The sequence below is a fragment of the Pseudomonas sp. ArH3a genome, assembly GCF_022648765.1.
In the GTDB taxonomy this organism is placed as follows: Bacteria; Pseudomonadota; Gammaproteobacteria; order Pseudomonadales; family Pseudomonadaceae; genus Aquipseudomonas.
Genome location: NZ_CP080330.1, coordinates 668,234 through 683,418 on the forward strand (window position 1 = coordinate 668,234; position 15,185 = coordinate 683,418).

Annotated in this window: 13 protein-coding genes; 12 read left to right on the forward strand and 1 reads right to left on the reverse strand. The window is 61.3% G+C overall.

The features are described 5' to 3' along the window. Window positions 1-167 precede the first annotated feature (167 nt). Together K0P33_RS02960 and K0P33_RS02965 are read left to right on the forward strand one after the other, a co-directional pair. Window positions 168-422 (forward strand): hypothetical protein, encoded by a 255-nt coding sequence (locus K0P33_RS02960; RefSeq protein ID WP_017849914.1) that lies wholly within the window; start codon window positions 168-170, stop codon window positions 420-422. A gap of 30 nt (window positions 423-452) precedes the next feature. Beyond that, window positions 453-1,022: a lipocalin family protein gene (locus K0P33_RS02965; protein WP_094949337.1), complete on the forward strand. Its 570-nt coding sequence runs from the start codon at window positions 453-455 to the stop codon at window positions 1,020-1,022. A gap of 111 nt (window positions 1,023-1,133) precedes the next feature. On the opposite strand, the gene K0P33_RS02970 is transcribed toward K0P33_RS02965, so the two are convergent. Next, complete coding sequence (locus tag K0P33_RS02970) at window positions 1,134-2,498, reverse strand: formimidoylglutamate deiminase (protein WP_094949336.1); 1,365 nt, start codon at window positions 2,496-2,498, stop codon at window positions 1,134-1,136. A 78-nt stretch (window positions 2,499-2,576) separates the two neighbouring features. On the opposite strand from K0P33_RS02970, the gene hutC reads away from it, so the two are divergent. From hutC to K0P33_RS03020, 10 genes are all read left to right on the forward strand, one after another. Beyond that, the gene (gene hutC, locus K0P33_RS02975; protein WP_242153958.1) at window positions 2,577-3,356 is read left to right on the forward strand and encodes a histidine utilization repressor; all 780 of its coding nucleotides are present in this window, start codon (window positions 2,577-2,579) and stop codon (window positions 3,354-3,356) included. Further along, complete coding sequence (locus tag K0P33_RS02980) at window positions 3,353-3,913, forward strand: HutD family protein (RefSeq protein ID WP_083355699.1); 561 nt, start codon at window positions 3,353-3,355, stop codon at window positions 3,911-3,913. The genes hutC and K0P33_RS02980 overlap by 4 nt, the downstream gene beginning before the upstream one ends. 406 nt (window positions 3,914-4,319) lie before the next feature. Continuing rightward, a complete protein-coding gene (hutU, locus tag K0P33_RS02985; protein WP_094949334.1) occupies window positions 4,320-5,990 on the forward strand; it encodes a urocanate hydratase in 1,671 nt (556 codons plus the stop codon). A gap of 176 nt (window positions 5,991-6,166) precedes the next feature. Beyond that, a complete protein-coding gene (locus tag K0P33_RS02990) occupies window positions 6,167-7,624 on the forward strand; it encodes a cytosine permease (RefSeq protein WP_242153960.1) in 1,458 nt (485 codons plus the stop codon). A gap of 69 nt (window positions 7,625-7,693) precedes the next feature. After that, the gene (locus tag K0P33_RS02995) at window positions 7,694-8,659 is read left to right on the forward strand and encodes an ABC transporter substrate-binding protein (protein ID WP_094949332.1); all 966 of its coding nucleotides are present in this window, start codon (window positions 7,694-7,696) and stop codon (window positions 8,657-8,659) included. Between the two features lie 71 nt (window positions 8,660-8,730). Next, entirely contained in the window at window positions 8,731-9,582 is an 852-nt protein-coding gene (locus K0P33_RS03000) for a proline/glycine betaine ABC transporter permease (RefSeq protein ID WP_083355696.1), read from the forward strand. Then, window positions 9,579-10,403, forward strand: a complete 825-nt coding sequence (locus tag K0P33_RS03005; protein WP_094949331.1) for a glycine betaine/L-proline ABC transporter ATP-binding protein — start codon at window positions 9,579-9,581, stop codon at window positions 10,401-10,403. The genes K0P33_RS03000 and K0P33_RS03005 overlap by 4 nt, the downstream gene beginning before the upstream one ends. Window positions 10,404-10,534: 131 nt before the next feature. Then, the gene (hutH, locus tag K0P33_RS03010) at window positions 10,535-12,058 is read left to right on the forward strand and encodes a histidine ammonia-lyase (RefSeq protein WP_242153963.1); all 1,524 of its coding nucleotides are present in this window, start codon (window positions 10,535-10,537) and stop codon (window positions 12,056-12,058) included. 18 nt (window positions 12,059-12,076) lie between these two features. After that, window positions 12,077-13,615, forward strand: coding sequence for a histidine ammonia-lyase (hutH, locus tag K0P33_RS03015; protein WP_242153965.1), 1,539 nt, complete (start codon window positions 12,077-12,079; stop codon window positions 13,613-13,615). Window positions 13,616-13,765: 150 nt separating this feature from the next. Continuing rightward, window positions 13,766-15,175, forward strand: coding sequence for an amino acid permease (locus tag K0P33_RS03020; RefSeq protein WP_094949328.1), 1,410 nt, complete (start codon window positions 13,766-13,768; stop codon window positions 15,173-15,175). Window positions 15,176-15,185: the final 10 nt, after the last annotated feature.

Below are 15,185 nucleotides of genomic sequence, written 5' to 3' on the forward strand. Positions count from 1 at the left end.
ATAAGTTATCCGCCATGTTGTGAGGCTGTTCACTCTTCAAGAAGCCCCGAAACGTTTCAGCGTTTTCGGGGCTTTTTTGTTTTTGCACATCGGGAACCAGACACCTCTTTTCCCTTCTAAGCTTCTGGCAGATACCCAAGCTGCTTCGTCCCTCCAGGAGTTTTTCCATGTCGTTACGCCGTCTCGCCCTGCTGGCTTTTTGCGTGCTATTGGCCGCTTGCAGCAAGGTCAACCAAGAAAATTACGCGAAGTTGTCGGCTGGCATGGCCAAGGCTGAGGTGGAGTCGCTGCTGGGCAAGCCGACCGACTGTTCCGGCGCACTGGGCATGTCCAGTTGCACCTGGGGCGATAAAAACAGCTTTATCAGCGTTCAATATGCCGGTGACAAAGTTCTGATGTTTTCCGGGCAAGGCCTGAAGTAAACCGGGGCGCGAGCCTGCGGGAGAAGAAGAATGATGCGTTTTGTTTTGTGCCTTTGTGCCAGCCTGTTTTTGGCGGGCTGCGCCAGCCATTCTGGCGATGATCTGCAACCCAAGACAGCGAGCAACGTCAACCTCAAGCGTTACCAGGGCACCTGGTATGAGTTGGCCCGATTACCGATGTACTTCCAGCGCAACTGCGCGCAGTCCGAAGCCCGTTACACCTTGCTGCCTGATGGCGACATGTCGGTGTTCAACCGCTGCCTGACACCTGAGTGGCAGTGGCAGGAAGCCAAGGGCACGGCCACGCCGCAAGTGCCGGGCAAGACCGACAAGCTCTGGGTGGAATTCAATAACTGGTTCACGGCGCTGCTGCCGGGCGTCGCCAAGGGCGATTACTGGGTGCTGTACGTCAGCGATGACTACAAGACCGCCCTCGTCGGCAGCCCAAGCCGGCGCTACATGTGGATCTTGTCGCGCACACCTACGGTGAGTGCCGACACCCGCGAGGACCTGCTGAGCCGGGCGCGCCAGCAAGGGTATGACACGACGCGGTTGATCTGGCGTACGTCGGACACGCAGATGGCGAAGACCTCGCACTAAGCCTGGGTCACCGCCAATCAAAAAATGTGGGAGTTGGCTTGCCTGCGATGCAAACACCTCGGTGATGCTATCGCAGGCAAGCCAGCTCCCACATTTGTTATGTGTTGCCTGTTAGCCCAGCAGGTCTCTCAGGACTTGCGTAAAGGCGCGGCTGCTCTCTTCCTCACCCGCATGCCGCCCATCGCGCACCACCCACTTGCCGTTGACCAGCACATCGCGCACTTGCCGATCACCGCCGGCGAACAGCCAGCGATTAAGAATCCCATCCTCAGTCGCCGTCGCCAGGTACGGATCGTTGCCGTCGAGCACCAGCCAATCCGCGCGTTTACCCACTTCCAAACGACCAATAGGCTGGCCCAGCGCCTGGGCGCCGCCGTCCAATGCAGCATCAAACAGCGTGCGGCCGACCATCGGCTGATCACTGCGGTACAAGCGGTTGCGCCGCTGGTCACGCAGGCGCTGGCCGTATTCCAGCCAACGTAACTCTTCCACCACACTAAGCGACACATGGCTGTCGGAGCCAATGCCCATGCGCCCGCCTTGGGCGAGGAAATCCACGGCCGGGAAAATCCCGTCGCCCAGGTTGGCTTCGGTGGTCAGGCACAAACCGGCAATCGCGCGGCTCTTGGCCATGCGCGCCACTTCGTCAGCATCCGCGTGAGTGGCGTGCACCAGGCACCAGCGCTCATCCACCTCGACGTTGTCATACAGCCATTGCAGCGGGCGTTTGCCGCTCCAGGCCAGGCAATCGTCGACCTCTTTTTGCTGCTCGGCGATGTGGATATGCACCGGGCACGCCTTGTCGCTGGCAGCCAGGACATCATGGATTTGTTGCGGCGTGACGGCGCGCAGGGAGTGAAAGCACAGGCCCAACTGCTGCGCCGGTTGCGCGGCGAGGATCGGCTTGAGCTGCGCTTGCAGGTCCAGGTAGTTTTCAGTGCTGTTGATAAACCGTCGTTGGCCTTCATTCGGCGCCTGGCCACCAAAGCCTGCGTGGGAGTAGAGCACCGGCACCAAGGTCAGGCCAATCCCACTGCTGGCGGCCGCCTGGCTGATTTGCCGCGACAGCTGCGCGCGGTCGGCATACGGCTGGCCGCTGACGTCGTGATGCACGTAGTGAAATTCGGCCACCGAGGTGTAACCGGCCTTGAGCATCTCGATATACAGCTGGCGGGCGATGACGTGCAGTTGGTCCGGGTTGATCTTGCCGACCATGCGGTACATCAAATCGCGCCAGGTCCAGAAGCTGTCATTCGGGTTGCCGGCCACTTCGGCCAAGCCCGCCATGGCACGCTGGAACGCATGAGAATGCAGGTTCGGCATGCCCGCCAACACCGGGCCTCTGAGCCGTTCGGCGCCGTCTGCACTGGCATTAGGCTCAACGTGGGTCAGCACGCCATCGGCGCTGACTTCAAAACGTACATCGTTGGCCCATCCATTAGGCAGCAGCGCGCGTTCGGCAAAGAAAGCGGACATGATCAAGGCACCCCGGTCGTGTGTTTATTTGTATATACATATACAGACGTTTGCCTGCTCGGTAAACTCCGGCAATCTATGCATCTTTTCCCCCTGCAAGGATTCCCTGTGCCGACTCCGCCTGCCAAGTCTTCGCTGGCTGCCCACATGGACGAAAGTCCGGCGCCCTTGTATGCCCGCGTCAAACAGATGATCAGCCAGCAGATCCTCAACGGCAACTGGCCGCCGCATTACCGCGTGCCGTCCGAGAGCGAGCTGGTCAGCCAGTTGGGTTTCAGCCGCATGACCATCAACCGCGCCCTGCGCGAGCTCACCGCCGAAGGGTTGCTGGTGCGCATGCAAGGCGTCGGCACGTTCGTCGCCGAGCCCAAGAGCCAATCGGCGCTGTTTGAAGTGCACAACATCGCCGACGAGATCGCCTCCCGCGGCCATCGGCATACCTGCCAAGTCATCCACTTGTGCGAAGAGGCCGCAGGTTCCGAGCGCGCCGTCGCCTTGGAAATGCGCGAAGGCGGGCGGGTGTTCCACTCGCTGATCGTGCACTTCGAAAACGACATCCCGGTGCAAATCGAAGACCGTTTCGTCAACGCCTTGGTGGCGCCGGACTACTTGCAGCAAGACTTCACGCAACAAACGCCGTACGCCTACTTGAACCAAGTTGCGCCGCTGACCGAAGGCGAGCACGTGGTTGAAGCGATCCTCGCCGATGCTGAAGAGTGCAAGCTGCTGCAGATCGAGACGAGCGAGCCGTGCCTGTTGATTCGCCGCCGCACTTGGTCGGGGCGCCAGCCGGTGACCGCTGCGCGTTTGATCCACCCCGGTTCCCGTCATAGCCTGGAAGGACGTTTCAGTAAATGAGTGCAGTGAACGTCTGGCGCGCCGCCGATTACATCCGCATGCCGTGGAAAAACGGCGGCGGCAGTACCGAAGAAATCACCCGTGACGCAGGCTTAGGCCTGGATGGCTTTGGCTGGCGCCTGTCGATTGCCGATATCGCCGAGTCGGGCGGGTTCTCCACCTTCGCCGGCTACCAGCGCGTGATCACCGTGATCAAAGGCGCGGGCATGGTGCTGACGGTGGATGGCGAAGAGCAACGTGGCTTGTTACCGCTGCAGCCGTTTGCGTTCAGTGGTGAGAGCGAGGTTTCTTGCCGCTTGATCACCGGGCCGATCCGCGATTTCAACCTGATTTATTCGCCCCAGCGTTACCACGCGCGCTTTCAGTGGGTGGATGGTGTGCAGCGGTTTTTCACCACGGCGCAGACCGTGCTGGTGTTCAGCGTGGCGGATGAAGTGAAGGTGCTGGACCAAAAGCTGGGGCATCACGACTGCCTGCAAATCGACGGTAACACCGACCTGCTGGACCTATCGGTTACCGGCCGCTGCTGCGTCATCGAACTGACCGCACTCGGTTAAAAACTGTGGGAGCTGGCTTGCCTGCGATGGCGGTGTATCAGTACTGGATGTGCTGGCTGACACACCGTCATCGCAGGCAAGCCAGCTCCCACACTTGTTTCTGTGTTGTTCAAGGGATCTGTTTCCGGCCAGCGCACCAATTTGTTACCGAACGCCCCAGCGTGGCGCAACGCCACGCTGTTATGAACAATCTCCCTCGCTGCAAAACGCCTCCGCAAGAAATTTCACCAAGCCTCCAGGCCTTAATTTCCAAGGCTTTCACACACCTTCCCAAAAAATCTCACGCCCTCGCTAAGAAAGTTGGCCGCTCGATTGCATATGCTTGTATGTACAAGTAAAGATGTGTGCGTAAGACTCTCCTTCGCACCATCAATGTTCGCGCATCGATCGCCGAGGAGTCTTAGCTGTGACCAAGCCTACAAAATACCGTGACGTCGAAATCCGCGCCGCCCGCGGTAACAAGCTCACTGCCAAAAGCTGGCTGACTGAAGCGCCGCTGCGCATGTTGATGAACAACCTCGATCCGCAAGTGGCCGAAAACCCGAAAGAATTGGTGGTGTACGGTGGTATCGGCCGTGCGGCGCGCAACTGGGAGTGTTACGACCAGATCGTCGAGAGCCTCACCAACCTGAATGACGACGAAACCCTGCTGGTGCAATCCGGCAAGCCGGTCGGCGTGTTCAAGACCCACAGCAACGCCCCGCGCGTGCTGATCGCCAACTCCAACCTGGTGCCGCACTGGGCCAGCTGGGAACACTTCAACGAACTGGATGCCAAAGGCCTGGCCATGTACGGCCAGATGACCGCCGGCAGCTGGATCTACATCGGCAGCCAAGGCATCGTTCAAGGCACCTACGAAACGTTCGTCGAAGCCGGTCGCCAGCATTACAACAGCGACCTGACCGGCCGCTGGGTACTCACCGCCGGCCTCGGCGGCATGGGCGGCGCTCAGCCGCTGGCCGCGACCCTGGCCGGCGCGTGCTCGCTGAACATCGAGTGCCAGCAGGTCAGCATCGATTTCCGCTTGAGCAGCCGCTATGTCGACGAGCAAGCCACCGACCTCGACGACGCCCTGGCCCGCATCGCCAAATACACCAAGGAAGGCAAGGCCATCTCCATCGCCTTGCTGGGTAATGCGGCGGAAATCCTGCCGGAACTGGTCAAGCGCGGCGTGCGCCCAGACATGGTCACCGACCAGACCAGTGCCCACGACCCGCTCAATGGCTACCTGCCGGCCGGCTGGACCTGGGACGAATACCGCGCCCGCGCCAAGACCGAACCGGCTGCCGTGATCAAGGCCGCCAAACAGTCGATGGCCGTGCACGTAAAAGCCATGCTCGAGTTCCAGAAGCAAGGCATCCCGACCTTCGACTACGGCAACAACATCCGCCAGATGGCGCAAGAAGAAGGCGTGGAAGACGCCTTCGCTTTCCCAGGCTTCGTACCGGCCTACATCCGCCCACTGTTCTGCCGTGGCATCGGCCCGTTCCGTTGGGCGGCACTGTCCGGCGACCCGCAAGACATCTACAAGACCGACGCCAAAGTCAAAGAGCTGATCCCCGACGACGCGCACCTGCACAACTGGCTGGACATGGCGCGCGAGCGCATCAGCTTCCAGGGCCTGCCGGCACGTATCTGCTGGGTTGGCCTGGGCCAGCGCGCCAAGCTCGGCCTGGCGTTCAACGAAATGGTGCGCAGCGGCGAGCTGTCAGCGCCGGTGGTGATCGGCCGTGACCACCTCGACTCCGGCTCGGTTGCCAGCCCGAACCGCGAAACCGAAGCCATGCAGGACGGTTCCGACGCCGTGTCTGACTGGCCACTGCTCAACGCCTTGCTCAACACCGCGAGCGGCGCGACCTGGGTTTCGCTGCACCACGGCGGCGGCGTTGGCATGGGCTTCTCGCAGCACTCCGGCATGGTGATCGTCTGCGACGGCACCGACGAAGCCGCTGAACGAATTGCTCGCGTGCTGCACAACGACCCGGCCACCGGTGTGATGCGCCACGCCGATGCCGGTTACCAGATCGCCATCGACTGCGCCAAAGAGCAGGGCCTCAACCTCCCGATGATCAAGTAACGGCTGGCAAGGTTCCTGTGGGAGCTGGCTTGCCTGCGATGGCATCACCTCGGTTTTACTGACAGACCGAGTCGCCCGCATCGCAGGTAAGCCAGCCCCCACAGTTGACCGGCTGTGTACACAAGACATGTTTCACCCGCACCACCAAAAAACAATCCATCAGAGGTTGAACAGACATGGCTGCAAATGACGCACGTGCAAGCACCACCCCGTTGATCGAAAGGCGTTCGATCGACTACATCCCGGAAGCGGAAAGACACGGTCGTCTGTTTAGCCAGTTCACCCTATGGATGGGTGCCAACCTGCAAATTACCGCCATTGTCACCGGGGCCTTGGCCGTGGTGCTGGGCGGTGATGTGTTCTGGTCGTTGATCGGCCTGCTGATCGGCCAACTGGTGGGTGGCGGCGTCATGGCGTTGCATGCGGCGCAAGGGCCGAAGCTTGGCTTGCCGCAGATGATCTCCAGCCGCGTGCAGTTTGGTGTTTATGGCGCGGCCATCCCGATCGTGCTGGTCTGTTTGATGTACCTCGGCTTTACCGCGACCGGCACCGTGCTTTCCGGCCAAGCGCTGGGCCAGTTGTTTGGTGTCAGTGACAGCGTCGGTATCCTTATCTTCGCCAGTGTCATTGTGCTGGTCACGGTGCTCGGTTACCGGGTGATCCATTGGATCGGCCGCATCGCCAGCGTCATCGGTGTGATCGCCTTCGTCTACCTGTTCAGTCGCCTGATCAGCCAGACCGACATTGGCGCACTGCTGCAAATCCGCCACTTCAGTTGGAGCAGTTTTTTGCTGGCGGTGTCGCTCGCGGCATCCTGGCAGATCGCTTTCGGCCCTTACGTGGCGGACTACTCACGTTACTTGCCGAGCAAGACGTCCTCGGTGAAAACCTTTCTCGCCGCTGGCGCGGGTTCGGTCATTGGTGCACAGGTGGCGATGATCCTCGGCGTGTTTGCCGCGGCCATGTCCAACGGGCAATTCGCCGGGCACGAAGTGGCTTACATCGTTGGTTTGAGCGGCACGGGTGCCACCGCTGCGCTGCTGTACTTCAGCATCGCTTTTGGCAAGGTCACCATCTCTACGCTGAACTCCTACGGTAGTTTCATGTGCATCGCGACCATCATCAGCGGTTTTCGCGGTCGCCTGGAAGTCACGCGCCTGCAGCGTCTGGTTTTCGTGCTGGTTATTGTCGGTACTGCGACCCTGATCGCGTTGCTCGGCCAGCACTCGTTCCTCGGTGCTTTCAAGTCTTTCATCCTGTTCCTGCTGGCGTTCTTTACGCCCTGGAGCGCGATCAACCTGGTGGATTACTACTGCATCACCCGCGAGCGCTATGACGTGCCGGCGCTGGCCGACCCGAACGGTCGCTACGGTCGCTGGAACCTGCTCGGTATCAGCGTCTATGTCTTCGGCGTGTTGGTGCAATTGCCATTCATCTCCACCAAGTTCTACACCGGCCCGCTGGTGGCCGCGCTGGGTGATGTGGATATTTCCTGGATCATCGGTCTGGTACTTCCCGCAGCCCTCTATTACGTCTGTGCGAAAAAGTGGCACAGCGCAATTCCTGAACACCTGATCCTGCCGGTAGAGCAGGGCGCTACACCAATAGCAAACGGGCTGGTTGCACAGGCCTGATGGGACGTGGACAGGGCAGGACGCCTACTGACTGCCGTAATCCATTTCAAGATTGGGAGCGTCACAACAATGAAGATGAATAAGACCCTGCTGGCCACCTTGTTTTCTGCGGGCTTGCTGGCCTCTGCTGGCGCCCAGGCGGCCGGTTGGTGTGAATCCGGCAAGCCGGTGAAATTTGCAGGTTTGAACTGGGAAAGCGGCATGTTGCTCACCGACATCCTGCAAACCGTGCTGGAAAAAGGCTACGACTGTAAAACCGACAGCCTGCCGGGCAACTCCATCACCATGGAAAACGCCCTGAGCAGCAACGACATCCAAGTGTTTGCCGAAGAGTGGGTCGGCCGCAGCGAAGTCTGGAACAAGGCCGAGAAGGCCGGCAAAGTCGTTGGCGTGGGTGCGCCGGTCGTCGGTGCGGTGGAAGGTTGGTACGTGCCGCGTTACGTGATCGAAGGCGACGCCAAGCGCAAATTGGAAGCCAAGGCGCCGGACCTGAAAAACATCGCGGATCTGGCCAAATACGCCTCGGTATTCAAGGACCAGGAAGAGCCGTCCAAAGGCCGTTTCTACAATTGCCCGGCTGGCTGGACCTGTGAGTTGGACAACAGCGAAATGCTCAAAAGCTACGGCCTGGAAAGCACCTACACCAACTTCCGCCCAGGCACCGGCCCGGCGCTGGATGCGGCGGTGCTGTCGAGCTACAAGCGTGGCGAGCCGATCCTGTTCTACTACTGGTCGCCCACTCCGCTGATGGGCCAGGTGGACCTGGTCAAGCTGGAAGAAAAGCCCGGTGTGGATAAAAGCGTGAGCATCAAGGTCGGCTTGTCCAAGACCTTCCACGAACAAGCGCCGGAGTTGGTGGCGGTGCTGGAGAAGGTCAACCTGCCGATCGACCTGCTGAACCAGAACCTGGGCCGCATGGCCAAAGAGCGAATTGAGTCGCCAAAACTGGCGAAAATTTTTCTCAAGGAACATCCTGAAGTCTGGCACGCATGGGTGAGCGACGACGCAGCCAAGAAAATCGACGCGGCCTTGTAGGGCGAGCGTTCCCGGTTGTCTGAACAGGCAACCGGGCGCCCGGCCACAACCCACTGGATCGAGAGCACGATATGTTTCCTGAGAGTTTTACGTTTTCCATCGCCGACTGGGTCAACGGTTGGGTGGACTCGCTGGTCACCAACTACGGCGATGTGTTCCGGCAGATCTCCGACACCCTGCTATGGGCCATCGTCAACCTGGAAGGGCTGCTGCGCGCAGCGCCCTGGTGGCTGATGCTGGCCATCGTCGGCGGCATCGCCTGGCACGCCACCCGCAAGGTGGTGACCACGGCCGTGATCGTCGGCCTGCTGTTTCTGGTGGGTGCGGTTGGCCTGTGGGACAAGCTGATGCAAACCCTGGCCTTGATGATGGTCGCCACGGTGATCTCGGTGCTGATCGGCATTCCGCTGGGCATTCTGTCGGCGCGCAGCAATCGCCTGCGTTCGGTGCTGATGCCGTTGCTCGACATCATGCAAACCATGCCGAGCTTCGTGTACCTGATCCCGGTGCTGATGCTGTTCGGCCTGGGCAAGGTGCCGGCGATTTTCGCCACGGTGATCTACGCCGCACCGCCGCTGATTCGCCTCACCGATTTGGGCATTCGCCAAGTCGACGGCGAAGTCATGGAAGCCATCAACGCCTTTGGTGCCAACCGCTGGCAGCAACTCTTTGGGGTGCAACTGCCGCTGGCCCTGCCGAGCATCATGGCCGGGATCAACCAGACCACCATGATGGCGCTGTCGATGGTGGTGATCGCCTCGATGATCGGCGCCCGTGGCTTGGGCGAAGACGTGCTCGTCGGCATCCAGACCCTCAACGTCGGCCGTGGCCTCGAAGCCGGCCTGGCGATTGTGATTCTCGCAGTGGTCATCGACCGCATTACCCAGGCCTATGGTCGTCCACGGCATGAGGCGAGCAAATGAGTACTGTCAGCAAAATTGAAGTTAAAAACGTCTTCAAGATCTTCGGCAACCGCTCCAAGGAAGCCCTGGCGCTGGTTGGCCAGGGCAAGACCAAGGACCAGGTACTGGCCGAGACAGGTTGCGTGGTCGGCGTAAATGACTTGTCCCTGAGCATCGGCACCGGCGAGATCTTCGTGATCATGGGCCTGTCGGGCTCCGGCAAATCCACCTTGGTGCGCCACTTCAACCGCCTGATCGACCCTACCAGCGGCGCGATCCTGGTGGACGGTGAAGACATCTTGCAACTGGACATGGAAGCCTTGCGCCAATTCCGTCGGCACAAGATCAGCATGGTGTTCCAGAGCTTCGGCCTGCTGCCCCACAAGAGCGTGCTCGACAATGTCGCCTACGGCCTGAAAGTGCGTGGCGAAACCAAGCAGGTCTGCGCCGAACGCGCGCTGCACTGGATCGAAACCGTAGGCCTCAAAGGCTACGAAAACAAATACCCGCACCAGCTGTCCGGCGGCATGCGCCAGCGTGTGGGCCTGGCTCGCGCCTTGGCGGCGGATACCGACATCATCTTGATGGACGAAGCGTTCAGCGCCCTCGACCCGCTGATCCGCGCCGAGATGCAGGACCAGTTGCTCGAGCTGCAAAAGACCCTGCACAAAACCATCGTGTTCATCACCCACGACCTCGACGAGGCCGTGCGCATCGGCAACCGCATCGCGATCCTCAAGGACGGCAAGCTGATCCAGGTCGGCACCCCGCGCGAGATCCTGCATTCGCCGGCGGATGAGTATGTGGACCGGTTTGTTCAGCGGCGGGCGGCGGTGGTGTAAGTGATCGTTCCCACGCTCTGCGTGGGAATGCATCCCGTGACGCTCTGCGTCACACCTGATAGCGGGACGCGGAGCGTCCCAGGCGGCATTCCCACGCAGAGCGTGGGAACGATCAATTCAAGAGGCTTAAGATGTCCCAGGCAGCAAAAATCATCATCGCCGACGCCCCCATGCGCTGGCAGGACGTGGTCGCCGTCGCCCGCTTCGGCGCCGAGCTCGAACTCTCGGGCCACGCCTGGGCGCGCATCGACAATGCCCAGGCCATCGTGCAGCGCATCGTCACCAGCGGTGAGCGCGCCTATGGTGTGAACACCGGCCTGGGCGCGCTGTGCAATGTGTCGCTCAAGGGCGAGCAACTCAGCCAGCTGTCGCGCAATACGCTTTTGAGCCACGCCTGTGGCGTCGGCCCGGTGCTCAGCGACGAGCAAACCCGTGCGATCATTTGCGCGGCTGTCATCAACTACAGCCACGGTAAATCCGGCCTGCACCCGCAGGTGGTGCATTCGCTGCTGGCGCTGCTCAACCACGGCATCACCCCGCAAGTACCGTCCCAGGGTTCGGTGGGCTACCTGACCCACATGGCCCACGTCGGCGTGGCCTTGCTCGGTGTCGGCACGGTGAGCTATCGCGGTCAGATCGTGACAGCGCAAGAAGCATTACACGCAGAAGGCTTGCAGCCTGTGGTACTCGGCGCCAAAGACGGCCTGTGCCTGGTCAACGGCACGCCGTGCATGACCGGCCTGAGCTGCCTGGCCCTGGCCGACGCCCACCACTTGCTGCAATGGGCCGACGTGATCGGCGCCATGAGCTTTGAGGCCCAGCGCGGCCAGATCGACGCCTTCGACGAAGCCATCATCGCCCTCAAGCCGCACCCGGGCATGCAGCAAGTCGGCATCAACCTGCGCGCCTTGCTCGATGGCAGTGAAGTGATCGCCAGCAGCAAGGGCATTCGTACTCAGGACGCCTTGAGCATCCGCTCGATCCCGCAGATTCACGGCGCGGCGCGCGACCAAGTTGAACACGCCACCCGCCAGATCGAGACCGAACTTAACAGCGCCACCGATAACCCGCTGTTGCTGGGCACGCCGGATAACTACCGCGTGGTGTCCCAGGCCAACCCGCACGGGCAGTCCGTGGCATTGGCGGCCGACATGCTCGCCATCGCCATGGCCGAAATCGGCTCGGTGGCCGAGCGCCGTCTGGACCGCCTGATTAACCCGCACGTCAGCGGCTTGCCGGCGTTCCTGGTCAGCAACCCTGGGGTTAACTCCGGGATGATGATCGTGCAGTACGTCGCCGCCTCGCTGTGCGGGCAAAACCGCCAGTTGGCGCAACCGGCGGTGCTCGATAATTTCGTCACCTCGGGCCTGCAGGAAGACCACCTGAGCATGGGCACCAACGCCGCGCTCAAGCTGCACCAGCTGTTGGCCAACGTTACCCAGATTCTCGCCATCGAATACCTGTTGGCGGCCCAGGCTTTTGAGTTTCTCAAGGACCAGCGTTTCGGCGCGGGCACCCACAGCGCCTGGCGCCTGCTGCGTGAAAAGGTCCCGGCCTACGAGCAGGACCGCTGGTTGGCGCCAGATATCGCGAGTGCCGCCGCGTTGCTTAAAGACACCGCTTTGCTGCACCACGTATTACCTAATTTGCACTAAAAATAATTCACAAGGAGCATGAATGTGACTGCGCTAAATCTGATTCCAGGCCAATTGAGCCTTGCCCAACTGCGGGCTATCTACCAGCAGCCGGTAACCCTCAGCCTGGATGACAGCGCCACGGCGCAGATCGAAGCCAGTGTTGCCTGCGTGGAGCAGATTCTCGCCGAGAACCGCACCGCCTACGGCATCAACACCGGTTTCGGCCTGCTGGCCTCGACCCGCATCGCCAGTGAGGACCTGGAAAACCTCCAGCGTTCGCTGGTGCTGTCCCACGCCGCCGGCGTCGGTGAGCCGATCAGCGACGCGCTGGTGCGGCTGGTCATGGTGCTCAAGGTCAACAGCCTCAGCCGTGGGTTCTCCGGGATCCGCCGCCAGGTCATCGACGCATTGATCGCGCTGATCAACGCCGAGGTGTACCCGCACATCCCGCTCAAAGGTTCGGTCGGTGCCTCCGGCGACCTGGCGCCGTTGGCGCACATGTCGTTGGTACTGCTGGGCGAAGGCAAGGCGCGCTACAAAGGCGAATGGCTGGCAGCCACCGAAGCACTGAAAGTCGCCGGCCTGACGCCGCTGACCCTCGCCGCCAAAGAAGGCTTGGCGCTGCTCAACGGCACCCAAGTGTCCACCGCCTACGCCTTGCGTGGCCTGTTCGAAGGCGAAGACCTGTTCGCCGGCGCGCTGGCCTGCGGCGGCCTGACCGTGGAAGCGGTACTCGGCTCACGCTCGCCGTTTGACGCGCGTATCCACGCCGCTCGCGGCCAACGTGGGCAGATCGATTCGGCTGCGGCCTATCGCGACCTGCTCGGTGAAAGCAGCGAGGTGTCCCAGTCGCACCAGAACTGCGACAAGGTCCAAGACCCGTACTCCCTGCGCTGCCAGCCGCAAGTCATGGGCGCCTGCCTGACCCAGTTCCGCCAGGCTGCCGAAGTGCTGGTGGTGGAAGCCAATGCCGTGTCGGATAACCCGCTGGTGTTTGCAGCCGAAGGCGACGTGATCTCCGGTGGTAACTTCCACGCGGAACCGGTGGCCATGGCCGCTGATAACATGGCGCTGGCCATCGCCGAAATCGGCTCCCTGAGTGAGCGCCGTATCTCGCTGATGATGGACAAGCACATGTCGCAACTGCCGCCGTTCCTGGTGGGCAATGGCGGGGTCAACTCCGGCTTCATGATTGCCCAGGTGACCGCCGCCGCGCTCGCCAGCGAAAACAAGGCACTGTCCCATCCGCACAGCGTCGACAGTTTGCCGACGTCGGCCAACCAGGAAGACCACGTGTCGATGGCGCCGGCAGCAGGCAAGCGTCTGTGGGAAATGGCTGAGAACACCCGTGGCATTTTGGCGGTGGAATGGCTGGCCGCGTGCCAGGGCCTGGACCTGCGCGATGGCCTGAAAACCTCGCCGAAGTTGGAAAAAGCCCGTGGCATCCTGCGCGCCAAAGTGGGCTTCTACGACAAGGATCGCTTCTTCGCCCCGGACATCAATGCCGCCAGCGAACTGCTCGCCACCCGCTGCCTGAATGAGCTGGTGCCGGCCAAGTTGCTACCAAGTCTCTAACACGCTGATCGTTCCCACGCTCTGCGTGGGAACGCCTCCTGTGACGCTCCGCGTCACGGCACCGAAAGCGGACGCAGAGCGTCCAAGGCGGCCTTCCCACGCAGCGCGAGGGAACGATCTTCTCCTCATAAGAATAATTAGGGACGAGAAATGCACCAGCAAGAAAAAGGTTTGAAACGCGGGCTTAGCGCCCGACATATTCGCTTCATGGCACTCGGTTCCGCGATCGGCACCGGGCTGTTCTACGGCTCCGCCTCAGCCATCCAGATGGCCGGCCCCGCCGTGCTGCTGGCCTACCTGATCGGCGGCGCCGCGGTATTCATGGTTATGCGCGCCCTCGGCGAAATGGCTGTGCACAACCCGGTTTCCGGCTCCTTCGGCCAGTACGCCAGCACCTACCTGGGGCCTATGGCCGGGTTCGTCCTCGGCTGGACCTATGCGTTTGAAATGATCATCGTCTGTCTGGCTGACGTCACCGCCTTTGGCATCTACATGGGCTTCTGGTTTCCCGAAGTTGCGCGCTGGGTGTGGGTGCTTGGCATCGTGTTTTTGATCGGCGGCCTGAACCTGTGCAACGTCAAAGTGTTTGGCGAGATGGAGTTCTGGCTGTCGTTGCTCAAGGTCGGCGCCATTGTGGCGATGATCCTCGGTGGCTTCGGCATCATGCTGTTCGGCATCCATTCGGCCGGCGATACCCAGGCCAGCGGCCTGAGCAACCTGTGGGCCCACGGCGGCTTTATGCCCAACGGCATCGGCGGCCTGATCGCCTCGTTCGCGGTGGTGATGTTTGCCTTCGGCGGCATCGAAATCATCGGCATCACCGCCGGTGAAGCCAAAGACCCGCAGCGCGTGATCCCCAAGGCGATCAACGCAGTGCCGCTGCGCATCCTGTTGTTCTACGTGCTGACCCTGTTTGTGCTGATGGCGATTTACCCGTGGCCGCAGATCGGCAGCGAGGGCAGCCCGTTCGTGCAGATCTTTAGCAACCTCGGCATCGGCTCGGCAGCGACCATCCTCAACATCGTGGTGATCTCGGCGGCCGTCTCGGCCATTAACAGCGACATCTTCGGCGCCGGCCGCATGATGTACGGCCTGGCTCAGCAAGGGCAGGCGCCCAAGGGCTTTGCCCAGCTGTCCAAGCAAGGCGTGCCGTGGATGACCGTGGTGGTGATGGGCGCGGCGCTGCTTGGCGGCGTGGTGCTCAACTACCTGATCCCGGAAAACGTGTTCCTGCTGATCGCCTCGATTGCCACCTTCGCCACCGTGTGGGTGTGGCTGATGATTCTGTTCACCCAGGTCGCGATGCGCCGCTCGATGACCAAAGAACAGGTCGCCGAGCTGAAATTCCCAGTACCGTTCTGGCCGTATGCGCCCGCGGCTGCCATCGTGTTCATGCTGTTCGTGTTTGGTGTGCTGGGTTATTTCCCGGACACCCAGGCCGCTTTGCTGGTCGGCGCCGTGTGGATCGTGCTGCTGGTTCTGGCCTACCTGCTGTGGGTCAAACCCGCTGCCGGGCAAACGGCCAAGGTCCATTACGACACGGCTTTGTCTCATCGTTAACTTAGGGAGG

Excerpts from the sequence above, each read along its gene's own strand:
- K0P33_RS02960 (WP_017849914.1), top strand. The coding sequence starts at position 168 with ATGTCGTTACGCCGTCTCGCCCTGCTGGCTTTTTGCGTGCTATTGGCC.
- hutH (WP_242153965.1), top strand. The coding sequence starts at position 12,077 with ATGAATGTGACTGCGCTAAATCTGATTCCAGGCCAATTGAGCCTTGCC.
- K0P33_RS03020 (WP_094949328.1), top strand. The coding sequence starts at position 13,766 with ATGCACCAGCAAGAAAAAGGTTTGAAACGCGGGCTTAGCGCCCGACAT.
- K0P33_RS03000 (WP_083355696.1), top strand. The coding sequence starts at position 8,731 with ATGTTTCCTGAGAGTTTTACGTTTTCCATCGCCGACTGGGTCAACGGT.
- K0P33_RS02970 (WP_094949336.1), bottom strand. The coding sequence starts at position 2,498 with ATGTCCGCTTTCTTTGCCGAACGCGCGCTGCTGCCTAATGGATGGGCC.
- K0P33_RS02980 (WP_083355699.1), top strand. The coding sequence starts at position 3,353 with ATGAGTGCAGTGAACGTCTGGCGCGCCGCCGATTACATCCGCATGCCG.
- hutC (WP_242153958.1), top strand. The coding sequence starts at position 2,577 with ATGCATCTTTTCCCCCTGCAAGGATTCCCTGTGCCGACTCCGCCTGCC.
- K0P33_RS02990 (WP_242153960.1), top strand. The coding sequence starts at position 6,167 with ATGGCTGCAAATGACGCACGTGCAAGCACCACCCCGTTGATCGAAAGG.
- K0P33_RS03005 (WP_094949331.1), top strand. The coding sequence starts at position 9,579 with ATGAGTACTGTCAGCAAAATTGAAGTTAAAAACGTCTTCAAGATCTTC.
- hutH (WP_242153963.1), top strand. The coding sequence starts at position 10,535 with ATGTCCCAGGCAGCAAAAATCATCATCGCCGACGCCCCCATGCGCTGG.
- K0P33_RS02965 (WP_094949337.1), top strand. The coding sequence starts at position 453 with ATGATGCGTTTTGTTTTGTGCCTTTGTGCCAGCCTGTTTTTGGCGGGC.
- K0P33_RS02995 (WP_094949332.1), top strand. The coding sequence starts at position 7,694 with ATGAAGATGAATAAGACCCTGCTGGCCACCTTGTTTTCTGCGGGCTTG.